Source organism: Streptococcus ictaluri 707-05 (assembly GCF_000188015.2).
GTDB classification, from domain to species: domain Bacteria; phylum Bacillota; class Bacilli; order Lactobacillales; family Streptococcaceae; genus Streptococcus; species Streptococcus ictaluri.
The window spans coordinates 160,462-174,333 of record NZ_AEUX02000006.1; the positions used below are offsets into that span (position 1 = coordinate 160,462).

General features: G+C 36.1%; 14 protein-coding genes. 10 read left to right on the plus strand and 4 right to left on the minus strand.

Annotated features, from left to right (window positions below; genetic code table 11):
• Positions 1-73 precede the first annotated feature (73 nt).
• Together STRIC_RS05855 and STRIC_RS05860 are read left to right on the plus strand one after the other, a co-directional pair.
• Positions 74-748 carry a response regulator transcription factor gene (locus STRIC_RS05855; RefSeq protein WP_008088791.1) on the plus strand — a complete coding sequence of 225 codons (675 nt, stop codon included), beginning with the start codon at positions 74-76 and terminating at the stop codon, positions 746-748.
• The gene (locus tag STRIC_RS05860; protein ID WP_040832080.1) at positions 741-2,051 is read left to right on the plus strand and encodes a sensor histidine kinase; all 1,311 of its coding nucleotides are present in this window, start codon (positions 741-743) and stop codon (positions 2,049-2,051) included. The genes STRIC_RS05855 and STRIC_RS05860 overlap by 8 nt, the downstream gene beginning before the upstream one ends.
• An 88-nt stretch (positions 2,052-2,139) precedes the next feature.
• On the opposite strand, the gene rpsT is transcribed toward STRIC_RS05860, so the two are convergent.
• On the minus strand, positions 2,140-2,388 hold the full coding sequence (gene rpsT, locus STRIC_RS05865; protein WP_083835423.1) for a 30S ribosomal protein S20: 249 nt from the start codon (positions 2,386-2,388) through the stop codon (positions 2,140-2,142).
• A 53-nt stretch (positions 2,389-2,441) separates the two neighbouring features.
• A complete protein-coding gene (coaA, locus tag STRIC_RS05870) occupies positions 2,442-3,362 on the minus strand; it encodes a type I pantothenate kinase (RefSeq protein ID WP_008089431.1) in 921 nt (306 codons plus the stop codon).
• Between the two features lie 266 nt (positions 3,363-3,628).
• On the opposite strand from coaA, the gene STRIC_RS05875 reads away from it, so the two are divergent.
• From STRIC_RS05875 to STRIC_RS05910, 8 genes are all read left to right on the plus strand, one after another.
• The gene (locus tag STRIC_RS05875; protein WP_008089558.1) at positions 3,629-4,228 is read left to right on the plus strand and encodes a class I SAM-dependent methyltransferase; all 600 of its coding nucleotides are present in this window, start codon (positions 3,629-3,631) and stop codon (positions 4,226-4,228) included.
• Entirely contained in the window at positions 4,215-5,492 is a 1,278-nt protein-coding gene (locus tag STRIC_RS05880; protein WP_008088968.1) for a pyrimidine-nucleoside phosphorylase, read from the plus strand. The genes STRIC_RS05875 and STRIC_RS05880 overlap by 14 nt, the downstream gene beginning before the upstream one ends.
• A gap of 15 nt (positions 5,493-5,507) precedes the next feature.
• Positions 5,508-6,170, plus strand: coding sequence for a deoxyribose-phosphate aldolase (gene deoC, locus STRIC_RS05885; RefSeq protein WP_008088947.1), 663 nt, complete (start codon positions 5,508-5,510; stop codon positions 6,168-6,170).
• On the plus strand, positions 6,157-6,546 hold the full coding sequence (locus STRIC_RS05890) for a cytidine deaminase (protein WP_008089043.1): 390 nt from the start codon (positions 6,157-6,159) through the stop codon (positions 6,544-6,546). The genes deoC and STRIC_RS05890 overlap by 14 nt, the downstream gene beginning before the upstream one ends.
• 90 nt (positions 6,547-6,636) lie before the next feature.
• Positions 6,637-7,689, plus strand: a complete 1,053-nt coding sequence (locus STRIC_RS05895; protein ID WP_008089307.1) for a BMP family lipoprotein — start codon at positions 6,637-6,639, stop codon at positions 7,687-7,689.
• Between the two features lie 77 nt (positions 7,690-7,766).
• Complete coding sequence (locus STRIC_RS05900) at positions 7,767-9,299, plus strand: ABC transporter ATP-binding protein (protein WP_008088904.1); 1,533 nt, start codon at positions 7,767-7,769, stop codon at positions 9,297-9,299.
• Positions 9,292-10,356: an ABC transporter permease gene (locus tag STRIC_RS05905; RefSeq protein WP_008088932.1), complete on the plus strand. Its 1,065-nt coding sequence runs from the start codon at positions 9,292-9,294 to the stop codon at positions 10,354-10,356. The genes STRIC_RS05900 and STRIC_RS05905 overlap by 8 nt, the downstream gene beginning before the upstream one ends.
• 1 nt (position 10,357) lies before the next feature.
• Entirely contained in the window at positions 10,358-11,314 is a 957-nt protein-coding gene (locus STRIC_RS05910; protein WP_008089256.1) for an ABC transporter permease, read from the plus strand.
• Between the two features lie 89 nt (positions 11,315-11,403).
• Here STRIC_RS05910 and STRIC_RS05915 read toward each other — a convergent pair whose 3' ends face one another.
• Together STRIC_RS05915 and STRIC_RS05920 are read right to left on the minus strand one after the other, a co-directional pair.
• The gene (locus tag STRIC_RS05915; protein WP_008089176.1) at positions 11,404-13,119 is read right to left on the minus strand and encodes a phospho-sugar mutase; all 1,716 of its coding nucleotides are present in this window, start codon (positions 13,117-13,119) and stop codon (positions 11,404-11,406) included.
• Positions 13,120-13,282: 163 nt separating this feature from the next.
• Positions 13,283-13,852 carry an ECF transporter S component gene (locus tag STRIC_RS05920; RefSeq protein ID WP_008089112.1) on the minus strand — a complete coding sequence of 190 codons (570 nt, stop codon included), beginning with the start codon at positions 13,850-13,852 and terminating at the stop codon, positions 13,283-13,285.
• Between the last annotated feature and the right edge of the window lie 20 nt (positions 13,853-13,872).

Sequence of the window (13,872 nt, forward strand, 5' to 3'; positions counted from 1 at the left end):
TCCTGTGAGAAATTGAAATCAGATGCCTCTAAGCAGCGCAATGATAACTATAATTATAAGGTGAGGAATATATATGATAAAAATTCTATTAGTCGAAGATGATCTTAGCTTATCAAACTCTGTGTTTGACTTTTTGGATGATTTTGCAGATGTAACTCAAGTCTTTGATGGGGAAGAAGGCTTATATGAAGCAGAAAGTGGCATCTATGACTTGATTCTGTTAGATTTAATGTTACCTGAAAAAAATGGTTTTCAGGTGTTAAAAGAATTACGAGAAAAAAATATTAAGCTCCCTGTCTTGATTATGACAGCTAAAGAGAGTTTAGATGACAAAGGACATGGCTTCGAGCTGGGAGCAGATGATTATTTGACAAAACCCTTCTATTTAGAAGAGTTGAAGATGCGTATTCAGGCCTTGTTAAAGCGCTCTGGAAAACTAACAGATAATAATCTAGTGTTTGGAAATGTCACAGTTGATTTAACACGAAAAGAAGTGCAAGTTGATGGTAAAAGCATGGAATTATTAGGCAAAGAATTCGATTTATTGGTCTATCTTTTGCAAAATCAAAATGTCATTTTACCTAAATCTCAAATTTTTGATCGAATTTGGGGATTTGATAGTGATACCACTATTTCAGTTGTTGAGGTCTACGTTTCTAAAATTAGAAAAAAACTGAAAGGAACTGATTTTGGAGCAAATCTTCAAACCTTAAGAAGTGTGGGGTATATTTTAAAAACCAATGAATAAGATAAAAAAGGAATTGCTATCCGATAGCTACACGCATTTTTTTCATTTTTTTGCTGTCTTTACAGGAATTTTTGTGGTCATGACCATCATCATTTTGCAAATCATGCGCTTTGGTGTCTACTCTTCTGTTGACAGTAGTTTAATTGCTATAAGTCGTAACGCAGATGCTTATGCTAATCGGACCATGGCAAGGATATCTTCCTTTTACTTTGACGCAGAAAATAATGTGCTAAAGGCCTTACCAGACTTAGAAGGGTCAAAGTTAGGTAGCTCATCGGCTGCAAACATGGACATCATCCTTTTTAGTGCTGACGGGACTATTCTAAATTCTCTGGATGCTTTTTCCAATTACCAAAATTTTCATCTGGACCGTAGTCAACTAGACACCATTGTTCCTACACGTTTAGTTAATTTTTATGGACAAGAAGAAAAATACCATACCATTACGGTTAGAGTTCACAGTAAAAATTACCCTCTTGTTACTTACATGATGGCGGTTGTCAATGTTCAACAACTTGAGTCTGCAAATGATCGTTATGAGCAAATCATTATTATTATCATGACTATTTTTTGGTTGATCTCTATTTTAGCTAGTATTTACTTAGCTAAATGGAGTCGTAAGCCGATTTTAGAAAGCTATGAAAAACAAAAAATGTTTGTTGAAAATGCTAGTCATGAATTAAGGACGCCATTAGCGGTTTTACAAAATCGCTTGGAATCCCTTTTTAGAAAGCCAAATGAGACCATTTTGGAAAATAGTGAACACATTGCTTCTAGTCTAGATGAAGTGCGAAATATGCGCATCTTAACCAATAATTTATTGAATTTAGCAAGACGTGATGATGGAATCAATCCTCACTTGGTTGCAATTGAACCCTCTTTTTTCGATGCTGTTTTTGAAAATTATCAGTTAGTTGCTCAAGATTGCGGTAAGCAGTTTGTTGCGATTAATGAGGTTAACCGTCCCCTAAAAATGGATAAAGCTTTGCTTAAACAATTAATGACGATTTTATTTGATAATGCTATAAAATACACAGAAGAAAACGGAAGTGTAACAGTTAAAGTGAAGACAAGTGACAAAAATTTATTGATTTGGGTCAGTGACAATGGTCCAGGGATCAAAGACGAAGAGAAAAAGAAAATATTTGACCGCTTTTACCGAATTGATAAGGCCAGAACTCGTCATAAAGGAGGCTTTGGATTAGGCTTAGCTTTAGCCCAGCAAATTGTGTCTGCCTTGAAAGGAACCATAACAGTAAAAGATAATAATCCCAAAGGAAGTATTTTTGAAGTTAAATTATAAGTAAAAAGCTTGAGCAGATGATAGTCTGTTCAAGCTTTTAAAATATGAAAAAGAAAAAACTCCGATTGGAGTTTTCATTGGATATTTATTAGCCAAGTTTAGCAGCAAGACGTGCTTTATCGCGGCTAGCTTTGTTAGCGTGAATCAAACCTTTAGACTCAGCTCTATCGATGCTTGAAGAAGCAGCGCGGTAAAGCTCTTCAGTTGGGTTAGCTTCAAATGCTTTGATTGCAGTACGCATAGCTGATTTTTGTGCTGAATTTTTTTCGTTTGCTTTAACGTTAAGTTCAGCGTGCTTGATAGCTGATTTAATATTTGCCAATGTTTTCACCTCCAAATTAATCTAACTACACTATTATATAGAAAATATAAGTATTTGGCAACCCTTTATCACTTTTTAAGAAAAATTTCATCAATTTTATGGTCTTGTGCTTTATGTAAAATAACTTCAGCGCGATTTCTTGTAGGTTCAATAAAGCGTTCTAAATTTTCTAAATTAATAGTCTTCCAAACATTTTTAGCAAAGGCAATAGCTTCTTCTTGAGATAACTCCTTGTACTTAGTATAATAATTACTTGGATCATGTTTTGCCAATTCACGAATACTCAAAAAGCGTTCTAAATACCAGTTTTCAATATGCTGACTATCGGCATCAATATATAATGAAAAGTCAAAATAATCACTCATATAAAGACGATTGTTTTGTTGGTTTTGAAAAACGTTAATCCCTTCAACGATTAGAAAATCGGGACTCTCAAAAGTTTGTACTTGATCTGGTACAATATCGTAAATCTCATGCGAATAAACTGGGACAGAGGCAGCTTGACCGCTTTTGATGGTGTCTAAGAAATCTAAAAGTAATTCCATATTATAAGATTCAGGAAATCCCTTACGATTTAAGATGCCTCTTTCAATTAAAGTCTTATTTGGGTATAAAAAACCATCTGTCGTTACCAACTCAACTGAACTATTTTTATAAGTTCGATCTAAAAGGAGTTGTAGAAGTCGACTTGTCGTTGATTTTCCAACAGCAACAGAACCAGAAATACCGATAATAAAGGGGTGTTTTTGTATATCTTTCTTTAAAAAGAGACTTTTTGAAAAGGAGAGGTTTTCTTGTGAAATTTTATAAATCTGTATTAAATTAATTAGTGGCAAATAGATTTCCATAACATCAACTAAGGTGATGTCATCATTTAAACTTGTAATGTTTTCAAGTTCTTCTGGAGTAAGTAAAGGTTTGTTATTTTGATGCAACTTTTTCCAAGCTTCTCTTGGCATTTTTTCAAAGTTGATAAATTCGTTTGACATATAAACTCCTAATATTCTGGCAGTGCTTACATTATATCATTTTCATGGAGAAAAATGAAAAATTTTTGACTGAAATTCCTTATTTTTAGCGAGAAAACGTCATAAAAATCGAACGATGAAACGTAATTTTTCTGTAAATTAAAAAGTCATTCTGTAATGTTCGCTTTTACCGATAAATGACTGAAAAACTTTAAAAAACAAGCGTCTTGTAAACCGTTTCAAAGTGTGATAGAATAAAAAAGCATCTTAAAAAGATAGGAAAAACCATGACAAATATGTATTATGACGAGAATCCAAACAGTCTTCATGATATTCATGAATTGAACGTAAAGCTCTTAAATCAGCCCTTTACATTCTTGACAGATTCTGGTGTTTTCTCAAAAAAAATGATTGATTTTGGAAGCCAAGTCTTATTAAGCACTTTGGACTTTCTTCCTAATGAGTCAGTTCTAGATTTGGGTTGTGGTTATGGTCCTTTAGGGATTGCTTTAACAAAAGTTCAAAACGTGAAAGCAACTCTTGTTGATATTAATAATCGTGCTTTAGATTTAGCTAAAAAAAATGCCGAAAAAAATGATGTTGAGGTTACTATTTTTCCTTCAAATATTTATGAAAATGTAGATGGTAATTTTCAACACATTATCAGTAATCCACCAATTCGCGCTGGTAAAAAAGTAGTACACGAAATCATTGAAAAAAGCGTTGACTTTCTTGAAAATGAGGGGGACTTAACCATTGTTATTCAGAAAAAACAAGGAGGACCAAGTGCTAAGGAGAAAATGGCAATGATTTTTGGAAATGTTGAAATCATCAAAAAAGAAAAAGGCTATTATATCCTAAGGAGTGTCAAATATGAGAATGGTTGATTTAATTCAAAAAAAACGTGATGGTAAAGAGCTAACTACTGAGGAAATCAATTGGTTGATTGAAGGCTATGCTCAAGGAACTATTCCTGATTATCAAATGGCAGCTTTTGCGATGGCTGTTTATTTTAAAGGGATGACCACTCGAGAAACTCGTGATTTAACAATGAGCATGGTTGAATCTGGAGATCAAATTGATTTATCTGTTATATCGGGTATAAAAACAGATAAGCATTCTACAGGAGGAGTTGGAGATAAAGTAACCCTGATTTTAGCACCTTTAGTAGCAAGTTTTGGTGTTCCTGTTGCTAAAATGAGTGGACGTGGTCTAGGTCACACTGGTGGAACATTGGATAAGTTGGAAGCTATTAAAGGGTTTCAAATTGACCGTAGTCAAGAAGACTTTATCAAACAAGTTCAAGATATTGGCATCTCTGTTATTGGACAGTCAGATCAGTTAGTAAAAGCAGATAAATTATTGTACGCTCTAAGAGACGTAACAGCAACGGTTGATATTATTCCATTGATTGCCAGTTCTGTTATGAGTAAAAAAATTGCTGCTGGAGCAGATAGTATCCTTTTGGACGTTACTGTTGGAGATGGCGCTTTTATGAAAACCATTGAAGATGCTGAAAAGCTTTCTCGTTTAATGGTAGATTTAGGTAAAGAAGTAGGACGTCAAACAGTAGCTGTTATTACTAATATGAGTCAACCTTTGGGACGAGCTATTGGAAATCGCTTAGAAGTCTTAGAAGCTATTGAAATCATGCAAGGTAAAGGCAGAGAGGATATTACTCATTTTGTTTGTGAACTTGCACAAATCATGCTAGAACTTGCCGGAGTGCAAAAATCACTTGATGAGATTAAGCAACACTTAACTGATGGAACTGCACTGAAAAAATTTGAAGAGATGGTTCTTTATCAAGGTGGAGACATTGATGATCTTTATAGAGCATCAAGCTCACCTGTTCAAACTGAAATTTTTGCTGATCAAGATGGTTATATTTCTGAGCTCCCTGCTTTAGAATTTGGTTTATTTGCCATGAGATTGGGAGCCGGACGTGCTGTGAAAACAGATCCACTAGACTATGAAAGCGGTATTGTTTTTGACAAAAAAGTTGGAGATAAAGTAAGCAAAGGAGACCGCATAGCAGTCGTCTTTTCACAAGATATTTTGGATAAAAAAGGGCTTACAGAATTTGAAAAAAATGTTAAAATAGGAACAGAACAAGTTGAGCCAAAAGAGATTATAAAAATCATTTCCTAAGGAGGAATTATCAGAATGGATATCAATAAATATATCGATCACACTCTTTTAAAAGCTGATAGTATCAAACCACAATTTGATCAATTAATTGAAGAAGCAAAAACGTATCAGTTTGCTAGTGTTTGTGTCAATCCTGGTTGGGTGGCTTATGCGGCTGAAGCCCTAAAAGATTCTGATGTCAAAGTTTGTACAGTTGTTGGTTTCCCGCTAGGGGCAAACACTTCTGAAACTAAAGCTTTCGAAACAAAAGATGCTATTGCTAAAGGCGCTGATGAAATCGATATGGTTATTAATATTGGTCTTTTAAAGCAAGGAGATTACCAAGCTGTTGAAGATGATATGCGTGCAGTTGTAGAAGCAAGTGGTGATAAACTTGTCAAAGTGATTATTGAAGCTTGTTTATTGACTGACGACGAAAAAGTAAAAGCTTGTCAATTGGCAGTTAAAGCTGGTGTTGATTTTGTGAAAACCTCTACTGGTTTTTCAACAGGTGGTGCTACAATCTCAGATGTTAAATTAATGAGAGAAACTGTTGGTCCAGATATTGGTGTTAAAGCAGCAGGTGGTGCTCGTTCACTTAAAGATGCTTTAGCATTCATCGAAGCAGGAGCTACACGTATTGGGACCTCTGCAGGCGTAACCATTATGAAGGGTGAAATTGCAAATGGTGGGTACTGATTTAGTTTCATTAGCAATTGAAGCCAGCAAAAATGCTTATGTTCCTTATTCTCATTTTCCAATTGGAGCGGCTTTAAAAACAGCTGACGGCTCAGTCTATACAGGCTGCAATGTTGAAAATGCTAGCTTTGGTTTAACCAATTGTGGCGAACGAACAGCCATTTTTAAGGCCATATCCGAAGGTCATCGTGAATTGACTGAGATTGCTATATATGGTGAGACTCAGGAACCCGTTTCGCCATGTGGAGCTTGTAGGCAGGTTATGGCCGAGTTCTTTGAACCAAGTTCTCCAGTTACTTTAATTGCCAAAGATGGTCACACTGTTACAATGACTGTCGGTGATTTACTTCCTTATTCATTTACAGATTTAACGTAATCTGACTAAATTTTGTTATTGAGCTATAAAGCTTTATATTACTTTCAGCAATTCATTTGCTAGAAATATTTTTTAGGAGGGTTCATATTCATGAACAAGAAATTTATTGGTCTTGGTTTAGCTTCTGTTGCTTTACTAAGTTTAGCTGCTTGTGGTAATCGTGGTGCTTCAAAAGGAGCTGGTAAAGGTGATGCTGACTTAAAAGTAGCAATGGTTACCGATACTGGTGGTGTTGATGATAAATCATTTAACCAATCAGCTTGGGAAGGTTTACAAGCTTGGGGTAAAGAAAACGGCCTTAAAAAAGGTGCCGGTTTCGATTATTTCCAATCAACTAGTGAATCTGAGTATGCAACTAACCTAGATACAGCAGTTTCAGGTGGCTATCAATTAATTTATGGTATTGGATTTGCCTTAAAAGATGCCATTGAAAAAGCTGCTGGCGACAATAGTGGCGTTAACTTTGTTATCATCGATGATGTGATTGAAGGTAAAGATAACGTTGCAAGTGTAACCTTTGCTGACCATGAAGCAGCATACTTAGCAGGTATCGCAGCTGCCAAAACAACTAAAACTAAAACAGTTGGTTTTGTAGGTGGTATGGAAGGTACAGTTATCACTCGTTTCGAAAAAGGTTTCGAGGCTGGTATTAAATCAGTTGACGATTCTATTAAAATAAAAGTTGACTATGCTGGATCATTTGGTGATGCTGCAAAAGGTAAAACAATTGCAGCTGCTCAATATGCTGCTGGTGCAGACGTTATTTACCAAGCAGCAGGTGGTACTGGTGCAGGTGTCTTCAATGAAGCTAAAGCTGTTAATGAAAAACGTGATGAAGCAGATAAAGTTTGGGTTATCGGTGTTGACCGTGATCAAAAAGATGAAGGTAAATATATTTCTAAAGATGGTAAATCTTCAAACTTCGTGTTAGCTTCATCAATCAAACAAGTTGGTAAATCTGTTGAATTGATTAACAAACAAGTAGCAGATAAGAAATTCCCTGGTGGTAAAACAACTGTTTACGGCTTGAAAGATGGTGGTGTTGATATCGCAACAACAAATCTTTCAGATGATGTCATTAAAGCTGTTAAAAAAGCAAAAGACGACATCAAAGCTGGCGACATCAAAGTTCCTGAAAAATAATTACTTTAGAAGCGCGACCTTTGTCGGTCGCCCTTTTTAGACTGAAATAAAAGGTTGAATTGAAAGGAAATTATCCCATGACACAGCATGTCATTGAAATGAGAGAGATCACAAAGAAATTTGGTGATTTTGTTGCAAATGACCATATTAATCTGAATGTCCGAAAAGGTGAAATTCATGCCTTACTCGGTGAAAATGGTGCAGGTAAATCAACACTAATGAATATGCTAGCTGGTCTATTAGAACCTACTAGCGGAGATATTGTTATTAATGGTGAGACTGTATTAATTGATTCCCCATCCAAATCGGCCAAATTAGGTATTGGAATGGTCCATCAGCATTTTATGTTAGTAGAAGCTTTCACTGTTGCAGAGAATATCATTTTAGGAAATGAAGTTGTCAAAAACGGTCGTTTAGACTTAAAACAGGCTAGCAAAGAAATTAAAGAACTATCTGAAAAATATGGCCTAGCAGTTAATCCATCAGCTAAAATTGCTGATATTTCTGTTGGTGCACAACAACGTGTTGAGATTTTGAAAACCTTGTATCGTGGTGCAGATATTCTTATCTTTGATGAGCCAACTGCCGTTTTAACACCTGCAGAAATTAAAGAATTGATGACAATCATGAAGAATCTCGTGAAAGAAGGAAAATCAATTATTTTAATTACCCATAAACTGGATGAGATCCGTGCTGTCGCTGACCGAGTAACAGTTATTCGTCGTGGTAAGAGTATTGAAACCGTTGATGTGGCAGGAGCAACTTCACAAGATTTAGCTGAGATGATGGTTGGACGCTCTGTTTCCTTTACAATTAGCAAAAAAGCTGCTGAACCAAAAGATGTGGTTTTATCCATCAAAAATCTTGAAGTAGATGAAAACAGAGGGATTCCAGCAGTTAAGGGTTTATCTCTAGATGTCCGAGCTGGTGAAATTGTAGGGATTGCCGGAATTGATGGAAATGGTCAATCTGAGTTAATTCAAGCTATTACAGGTTTACGTAAAGCCAAATTTGGAAGTATCATGATCAAAAATAATGAAGTCACTCATTTGTCTTCACGCAAAATCACTGAGTTATCAGTGGGGCATGTTCCAGAAGATCGACATAGAGATGGACTGGTTTTAGATTTGTCTTTAGCTGAAAATACGGCCTTACAAACCTATTATAAACAACCTCTAAGTAAAAACGGAATCTTAAATTATAATAAAATTAATGATTATGCTCGCCAATTAATGAAAGAATTTGATGTTCGCGGAGCCAATGAACTAGTACCGGCTAGAGGATTTTCTGGTGGTAACCAACAAAAAGCCATTATCGCTCGTGAAGTGGACCGCGATCCAGATTTACTTATTGTTAGCCAACCAACACGTGGTCTTGACGTAGGAGCTATTGAATATATCCATAAGCGTTTGATTGAAGAACGTGATAAAGGTAAAGCTGTCCTCGTTGTTAGTTTCGAACTTGATGAAATTTTGAATTTATCTGATCGAATTGCTGTTATTCATGACGGTAAAATTCAAGGTATCGTATTGTCAGAAAACACCAATAAACAAGAATTGGGTATTTTAATGGCAGGTGGTTCAATTAATAAGGAGGAAAGTCATGTCTAAAAAAGCACAAAAAATTGCTGTGCCAATGATTTCTGTCTGGTTAGGATTCTTACTTGGCGCTATTATCATGTTTATCTTTGGTTATGATCCAATATGGGGCTACGAGGGACTATTCCAAATTGCCTTTGGTAGTGTTAAAAATATTGGTGAAATCTTTAGGGCTATGGGGCCACTAATTTTAATCGCACTTGGTTTTACAGTTGCGAGCCGAGCAGGCTTCTTCAACGTCGGTTTGTCTGGACAGGCTTTAGCTGGATGGATTTCAGCAGGTTGGTTTGCACTCTTAAATCCAGATATGCCTCGTCCATTATTGATTCTTATGACAGCTCTTATCGGAATGATTGCTGGTGGTATTGCTGGAGCTATTCCAGGGATACTTCGTGCTTATCTTGGTACAAGTGAAGTTATCGTTACGATTATGATGAACTACATCATTCTGTATGTCGGAAATGCTATTGTTCAACGTGGCTATCCTGAGAGTGTCAAACAAAGTATTGATTCAACTATTCAAGTTAGTGATAATGCTAGTTATCAAACTCATTGGCTATCAGCTTTAACTAATAACTCTCGTATTAATATTGGTATTTTCTTTGCCATTATTGCCATTGCCCTAATCTGGTTCTTGCTTAACAAAACCACTTTAGGTTTTGAGATTCGTTCAGTTGGTCTCAACCCACATGCTTCTGAATACGCAGGGATGTCTTCTAAACGAACTATCATCCTTTCAATGATTATCTCTGGTGCTTTAGCTGGACTAGGTGGAGTTGTAGAAGGACTAGGTACTTTTGAAAATGTTTTTGTACAAGGTAGTTCACTAGCAGTTGGTTTTGATGGTATGGCAGTTAGTCTATTAGCGGCTAACTCTCCAATCGGTATTTTTTTCTCATCATTCTTATTTGGTGTTTTAAATATTGGTGCTCCAGGGATGAATATTGCAGGTATCCCGCCAGAATTAGTAAAAGTGGTAACTGCCTCAATTATCTTCTTCGTTGGTGCCCATTATCTGATTGAACGTTATATCATTCGACCAAAAAAGCTAGTGAAAGGAGGTAAATAAGATGAGTTTAGTAACGATTTTTGCCTTATTGGTTTCATCTATGTTAATTTATGCTACACCTCTTATTTTCACAAGTATCGGTGGAACTTTCTCAGAAAGATCGGGTGTGGTCAACGTTGGACTTGAAGGAATCATGGTTATGGGGGCATTCTCTGGGATTGTTTTCAACTTAGAGTTCGCTGAAACCTTTGGTAAAGCAACACCATGGCTTGCTGTTCTTGTTGGCGGTATTGTAGGACTTATTTTCTCCTTAATCCATGCCTTAGCAACTATTAATTTTAGAGCTGACCATATTGTTAGTGGTACAGTTTTAAACTTACTAGCACCTTCTTTTGCAGTTTTCTTAGTAAAAGTCATGTATGGTAAGGGACAAACAGACAACATTCAACAATCGTTTGGTAAATTTGATTTCCCTATTTTGTCTGAAATTCCTGTTATTGGACCAATTTTCTTTAAAAATACAACTCTAGTTGGTTATTTAGCCATTGCCTTTTCATTCTTGGCTTGGTTTATTCTCTATAAAACAAGATTCGGTTTGAGACTTCGTTCTGTTGGTGAGCATCCTCAAGCTGCAGATACACTTGGTATCAATGTTTATTTGATGAAATACTTTGGTGTAATGATATCTGGTTTCTTAGGAGGAATTGGTGGAGCTGTTTATGCTCAATCTATTTCGGTTAACTTTGCTGTAACCACTATTTTAGGTCCTGGTTTCATCGCTCTTGCAGCAATGATTTTTGGTAAATGGAACCCAGTTGGTGCTATGTTATCTAGTTTATTCTTTGGTTTATCTCAGAGTTTAGCGGTTATTGGTGCTCAACTACCATTACTTGAGAAAATCCCAACGGTTTATCTCCAGATCGCACCTTATTTTGTAACCATTTTGATTCTGGCAGCTTTCTTTGGACAAGCTGTAGCTCCAAAAGCAGATGGTGTCAATTATATCAAATCCAAATAATAAAAAAGAGCCTAGGCTCTTTTTTATTATCTCTTTGATAAGTAAAGCCCTCTTTGAGTTATTGAGTCAAAGAGGGCTTTATTGTATTCTTAGCTAATAAAAGAATTAATTTTTTCTTCAATGGCAGCTAGTTTTTCTTCTGCACTTTCAAGTGTCTCACCGATTGTAGCCATATAGAACTTGATTTTTGGTTCAGTTCCTGATGGACGCACTGCAAACCAAGAATCATCTTCTAGTGTGTATTTTAGAACATTGCTTGGTGATGTCATTAATGGTTCGATGCCAACAGCAGTAGTTGCTGTTTGTTTTTGGAAATCTTCTAACTTCACAATGAGAGTTTCCCCAATATGAGTTGGAGGGGTTTCGCGGAATTTTGTCATAATCTCTTGGATTTGGCTAGCTCCGTCAATACCAGATAGGGTAAGTGAAATGGTCTTTTCAGCAAAATAACCATATTCTTTGTAAATCTCATCAATACCATCGGCCAAAGTTAATCCCTTAGAACGGTAGTAAGCAGCGATTTCAGCTACTAATAAAACAGCTTGGATAGCATCTTTATCTCGTACAAAAGGTTTAATTAAATAACCAAAACTTTCTTCAAAGCCAAACATGTAAGTGTAGTTGTGTTCTTCTTCAAATTCTTGGATTTTTTCAGCAATGAATTTAAAGCCGGTAAGAACATTAAACATGGTTGATCCATAGCTCTCAGCAATTTTAGTTACCAATTCTGTAGAAACAATTGATTTTGCTAGAGCTGCGTTTTCTGGTAAGCTTCCAGCTACTTTATGAGCTTCTAAAATGTATTTAGCAATAAGAGCCCCGATTTGATTTCCAGAAAGGTTTCGATAGCTACCATCAGCTTGACGAATTTCTACCCCTAAGCGATCAGCATCTGGGTCAGTGGCTACAAGAACATCCGCATTTACTTGTCTTCCTAACTCTTCGGCTAGCGCAAAAGCAGCTTGACTTTCAGGATTAGGAGAGGCTACCGTTGAAAAGTTTGGATCTGCTTTAGCTTGTGACTCAACAACCTGAACTGATTCAAATCCGGCTTGAGCTAGAGCACGGCGAGCTAACATTTCCCCCGTTCCATGAAGTGGGGTAAAGACGATTTTCATATCTTTACCATATTCTCTTATTAATTGAGGATTAATATTAACATCTTTAACTTCTTCGAGATAAGCTGCATCTACATCCTCTCCGATTACTTGGATTAGGCCAGAGGCTTTAGCTTCTTCTAGGTCATCTAATTTGATAACAAAAGGATTATCGATAGCACGAATATAGTCTGTCAAGGTATCAGCATCAGCCGGTGGCATTTGGCTTCCATCGGAACCATAGACCTTATAACCATTGAAGGGTGCAGGATTATGACTTGCTGTAACCATGATACCTGCAAAGGCACCTAAATGGCGTACGGCAAAGGAAAGTTCAGGGGTCGGACGTAAACTTTCAAAAACATATGATTTAATACCATGAGCTGCTAGTACTTGGGCTGATTCAAAGGCAAATTCTGGTGAAAAATGACGAGAATCATAAGCAATGGCCACACCAGCATCCTTGGCTTCTTGACCTTTACTTTCTACTAATTTTGCCAAACCCTCAGTTGCTTGACGTACCACAAAAATGTTAATGCGATTTGTTCCAGCTCCGATATAACCACGCATTCCAGCTGTTCCAAACTCTAAATTGGTATAAAAAGCATCTTCCTTGGTTTTTGCATCCATACTTAATAATTCTTCTTTTAAATAGTCAGGAAGATCTGGAACATCAAGCCATTTTTGATAATTTTCTGTATAAGTCATAGTAGTCTCCTTGTATATTTTTAACCGCTTTCATTATAACATGTTGAAAAGAAAAAATCACTAATTTTTTGCATAGTTTACAGTTGCTTTTTCAAGTTTTCAGATAATAAATTTGGTTCAAAAAAACAACTTCTTTTAAAAGAAGTTGTAATTGTTAACAGGCTTATTTTTTTAATTTAGATAAACGAGGTACAATAGCTAGAGTAACAATAGCCGAAATAATCATTTCTGCAATAGCATTTGTTGAAATAACAGCTGCCAGAAGGGCTTTGATATTGCCTCCAAATACAGTGGCAAAGAAGAAGAAGATTCCAGATAGTACAAAGATAGTATTGGTTAAGGAACCCACAATTCCAGAAAGGGCTAAACCAAACTTGTTATTAAGCCATTTATAACAATAAGAAGGAGTGATACCGATTAAGATACGAGGAACCATTGCAATGACTAAAGATAAAAGGTTTCCATTTTCAACAAATGGCGAAAAGAGGTAACTTGTCGGAAGAAGTACAATCGTGTTTGTCATAACACTAATCAACCCCATAAGGGCTCCTAGGATAGCTCCAGTTCTTGGTCCATACATAATGGATGCGATGATAACTGGAATATGTATCAAAGTTGGTTTAATAGGTACTGGCCAAAGATTAAAAACGAGGCTACTAATAAAGTGAATAACTAACATAATAGCAAAAAAAATAGCAATGCGAGAGATTTCAGAAGATTTATGGCGATTCATTTTAGACTCCAATAGTTTTT

Coding starts and splice junctions, on each gene's coding strand:
- STRIC_RS05875 (WP_008089558.1), top strand. CDS start 3,629: ATGACAAATATGTATTATGACGAGAATCCAAACAGTCTTCATGATATT.
- deoC (WP_008088947.1), top strand. CDS start 5,508: ATGGATATCAATAAATATATCGATCACACTCTTTTAAAAGCTGATAGT.
- STRIC_RS05880 (WP_008088968.1), top strand. CDS start 4,215: ATGAGAATGGTTGATTTAATTCAAAAAAAACGTGATGGTAAAGAGCTA.
- STRIC_RS05915 (WP_008089176.1), bottom strand. CDS start 13,119: ATGACTTATACAGAAAATTATCAAAAATGGCTTGATGTTCCAGATCTT.
- STRIC_RS05910 (WP_008089256.1), top strand. CDS start 10,358: ATGAGTTTAGTAACGATTTTTGCCTTATTGGTTTCATCTATGTTAATT.
- STRIC_RS05900 (WP_008088904.1), top strand. CDS start 7,767: ATGACACAGCATGTCATTGAAATGAGAGAGATCACAAAGAAATTTGGT.
- STRIC_RS05855 (WP_008088791.1), top strand. CDS start 74: ATGATAAAAATTCTATTAGTCGAAGATGATCTTAGCTTATCAAACTCT.
- STRIC_RS05895 (WP_008089307.1), top strand. CDS start 6,637: ATGAACAAGAAATTTATTGGTCTTGGTTTAGCTTCTGTTGCTTTACTA.
- coaA (WP_008089431.1), bottom strand. CDS start 3,362: ATGTCAAACGAATTTATCAACTTTGAAAAAATGCCAAGAGAAGCTTGG.
- STRIC_RS05860 (WP_040832080.1), top strand. CDS start 741: ATGAATAAGATAAAAAAGGAATTGCTATCCGATAGCTACACGCATTTT.
- STRIC_RS05920 (WP_008089112.1), bottom strand. CDS start 13,852: ATGAATCGCCATAAATCTTCTGAAATCTCTCGCATTGCTATTTTTTTT.
- STRIC_RS05905 (WP_008088932.1), top strand. CDS start 9,292: ATGTCTAAAAAAGCACAAAAAATTGCTGTGCCAATGATTTCTGTCTGG.
- STRIC_RS05890 (WP_008089043.1), top strand. CDS start 6,157: ATGGTGGGTACTGATTTAGTTTCATTAGCAATTGAAGCCAGCAAAAAT.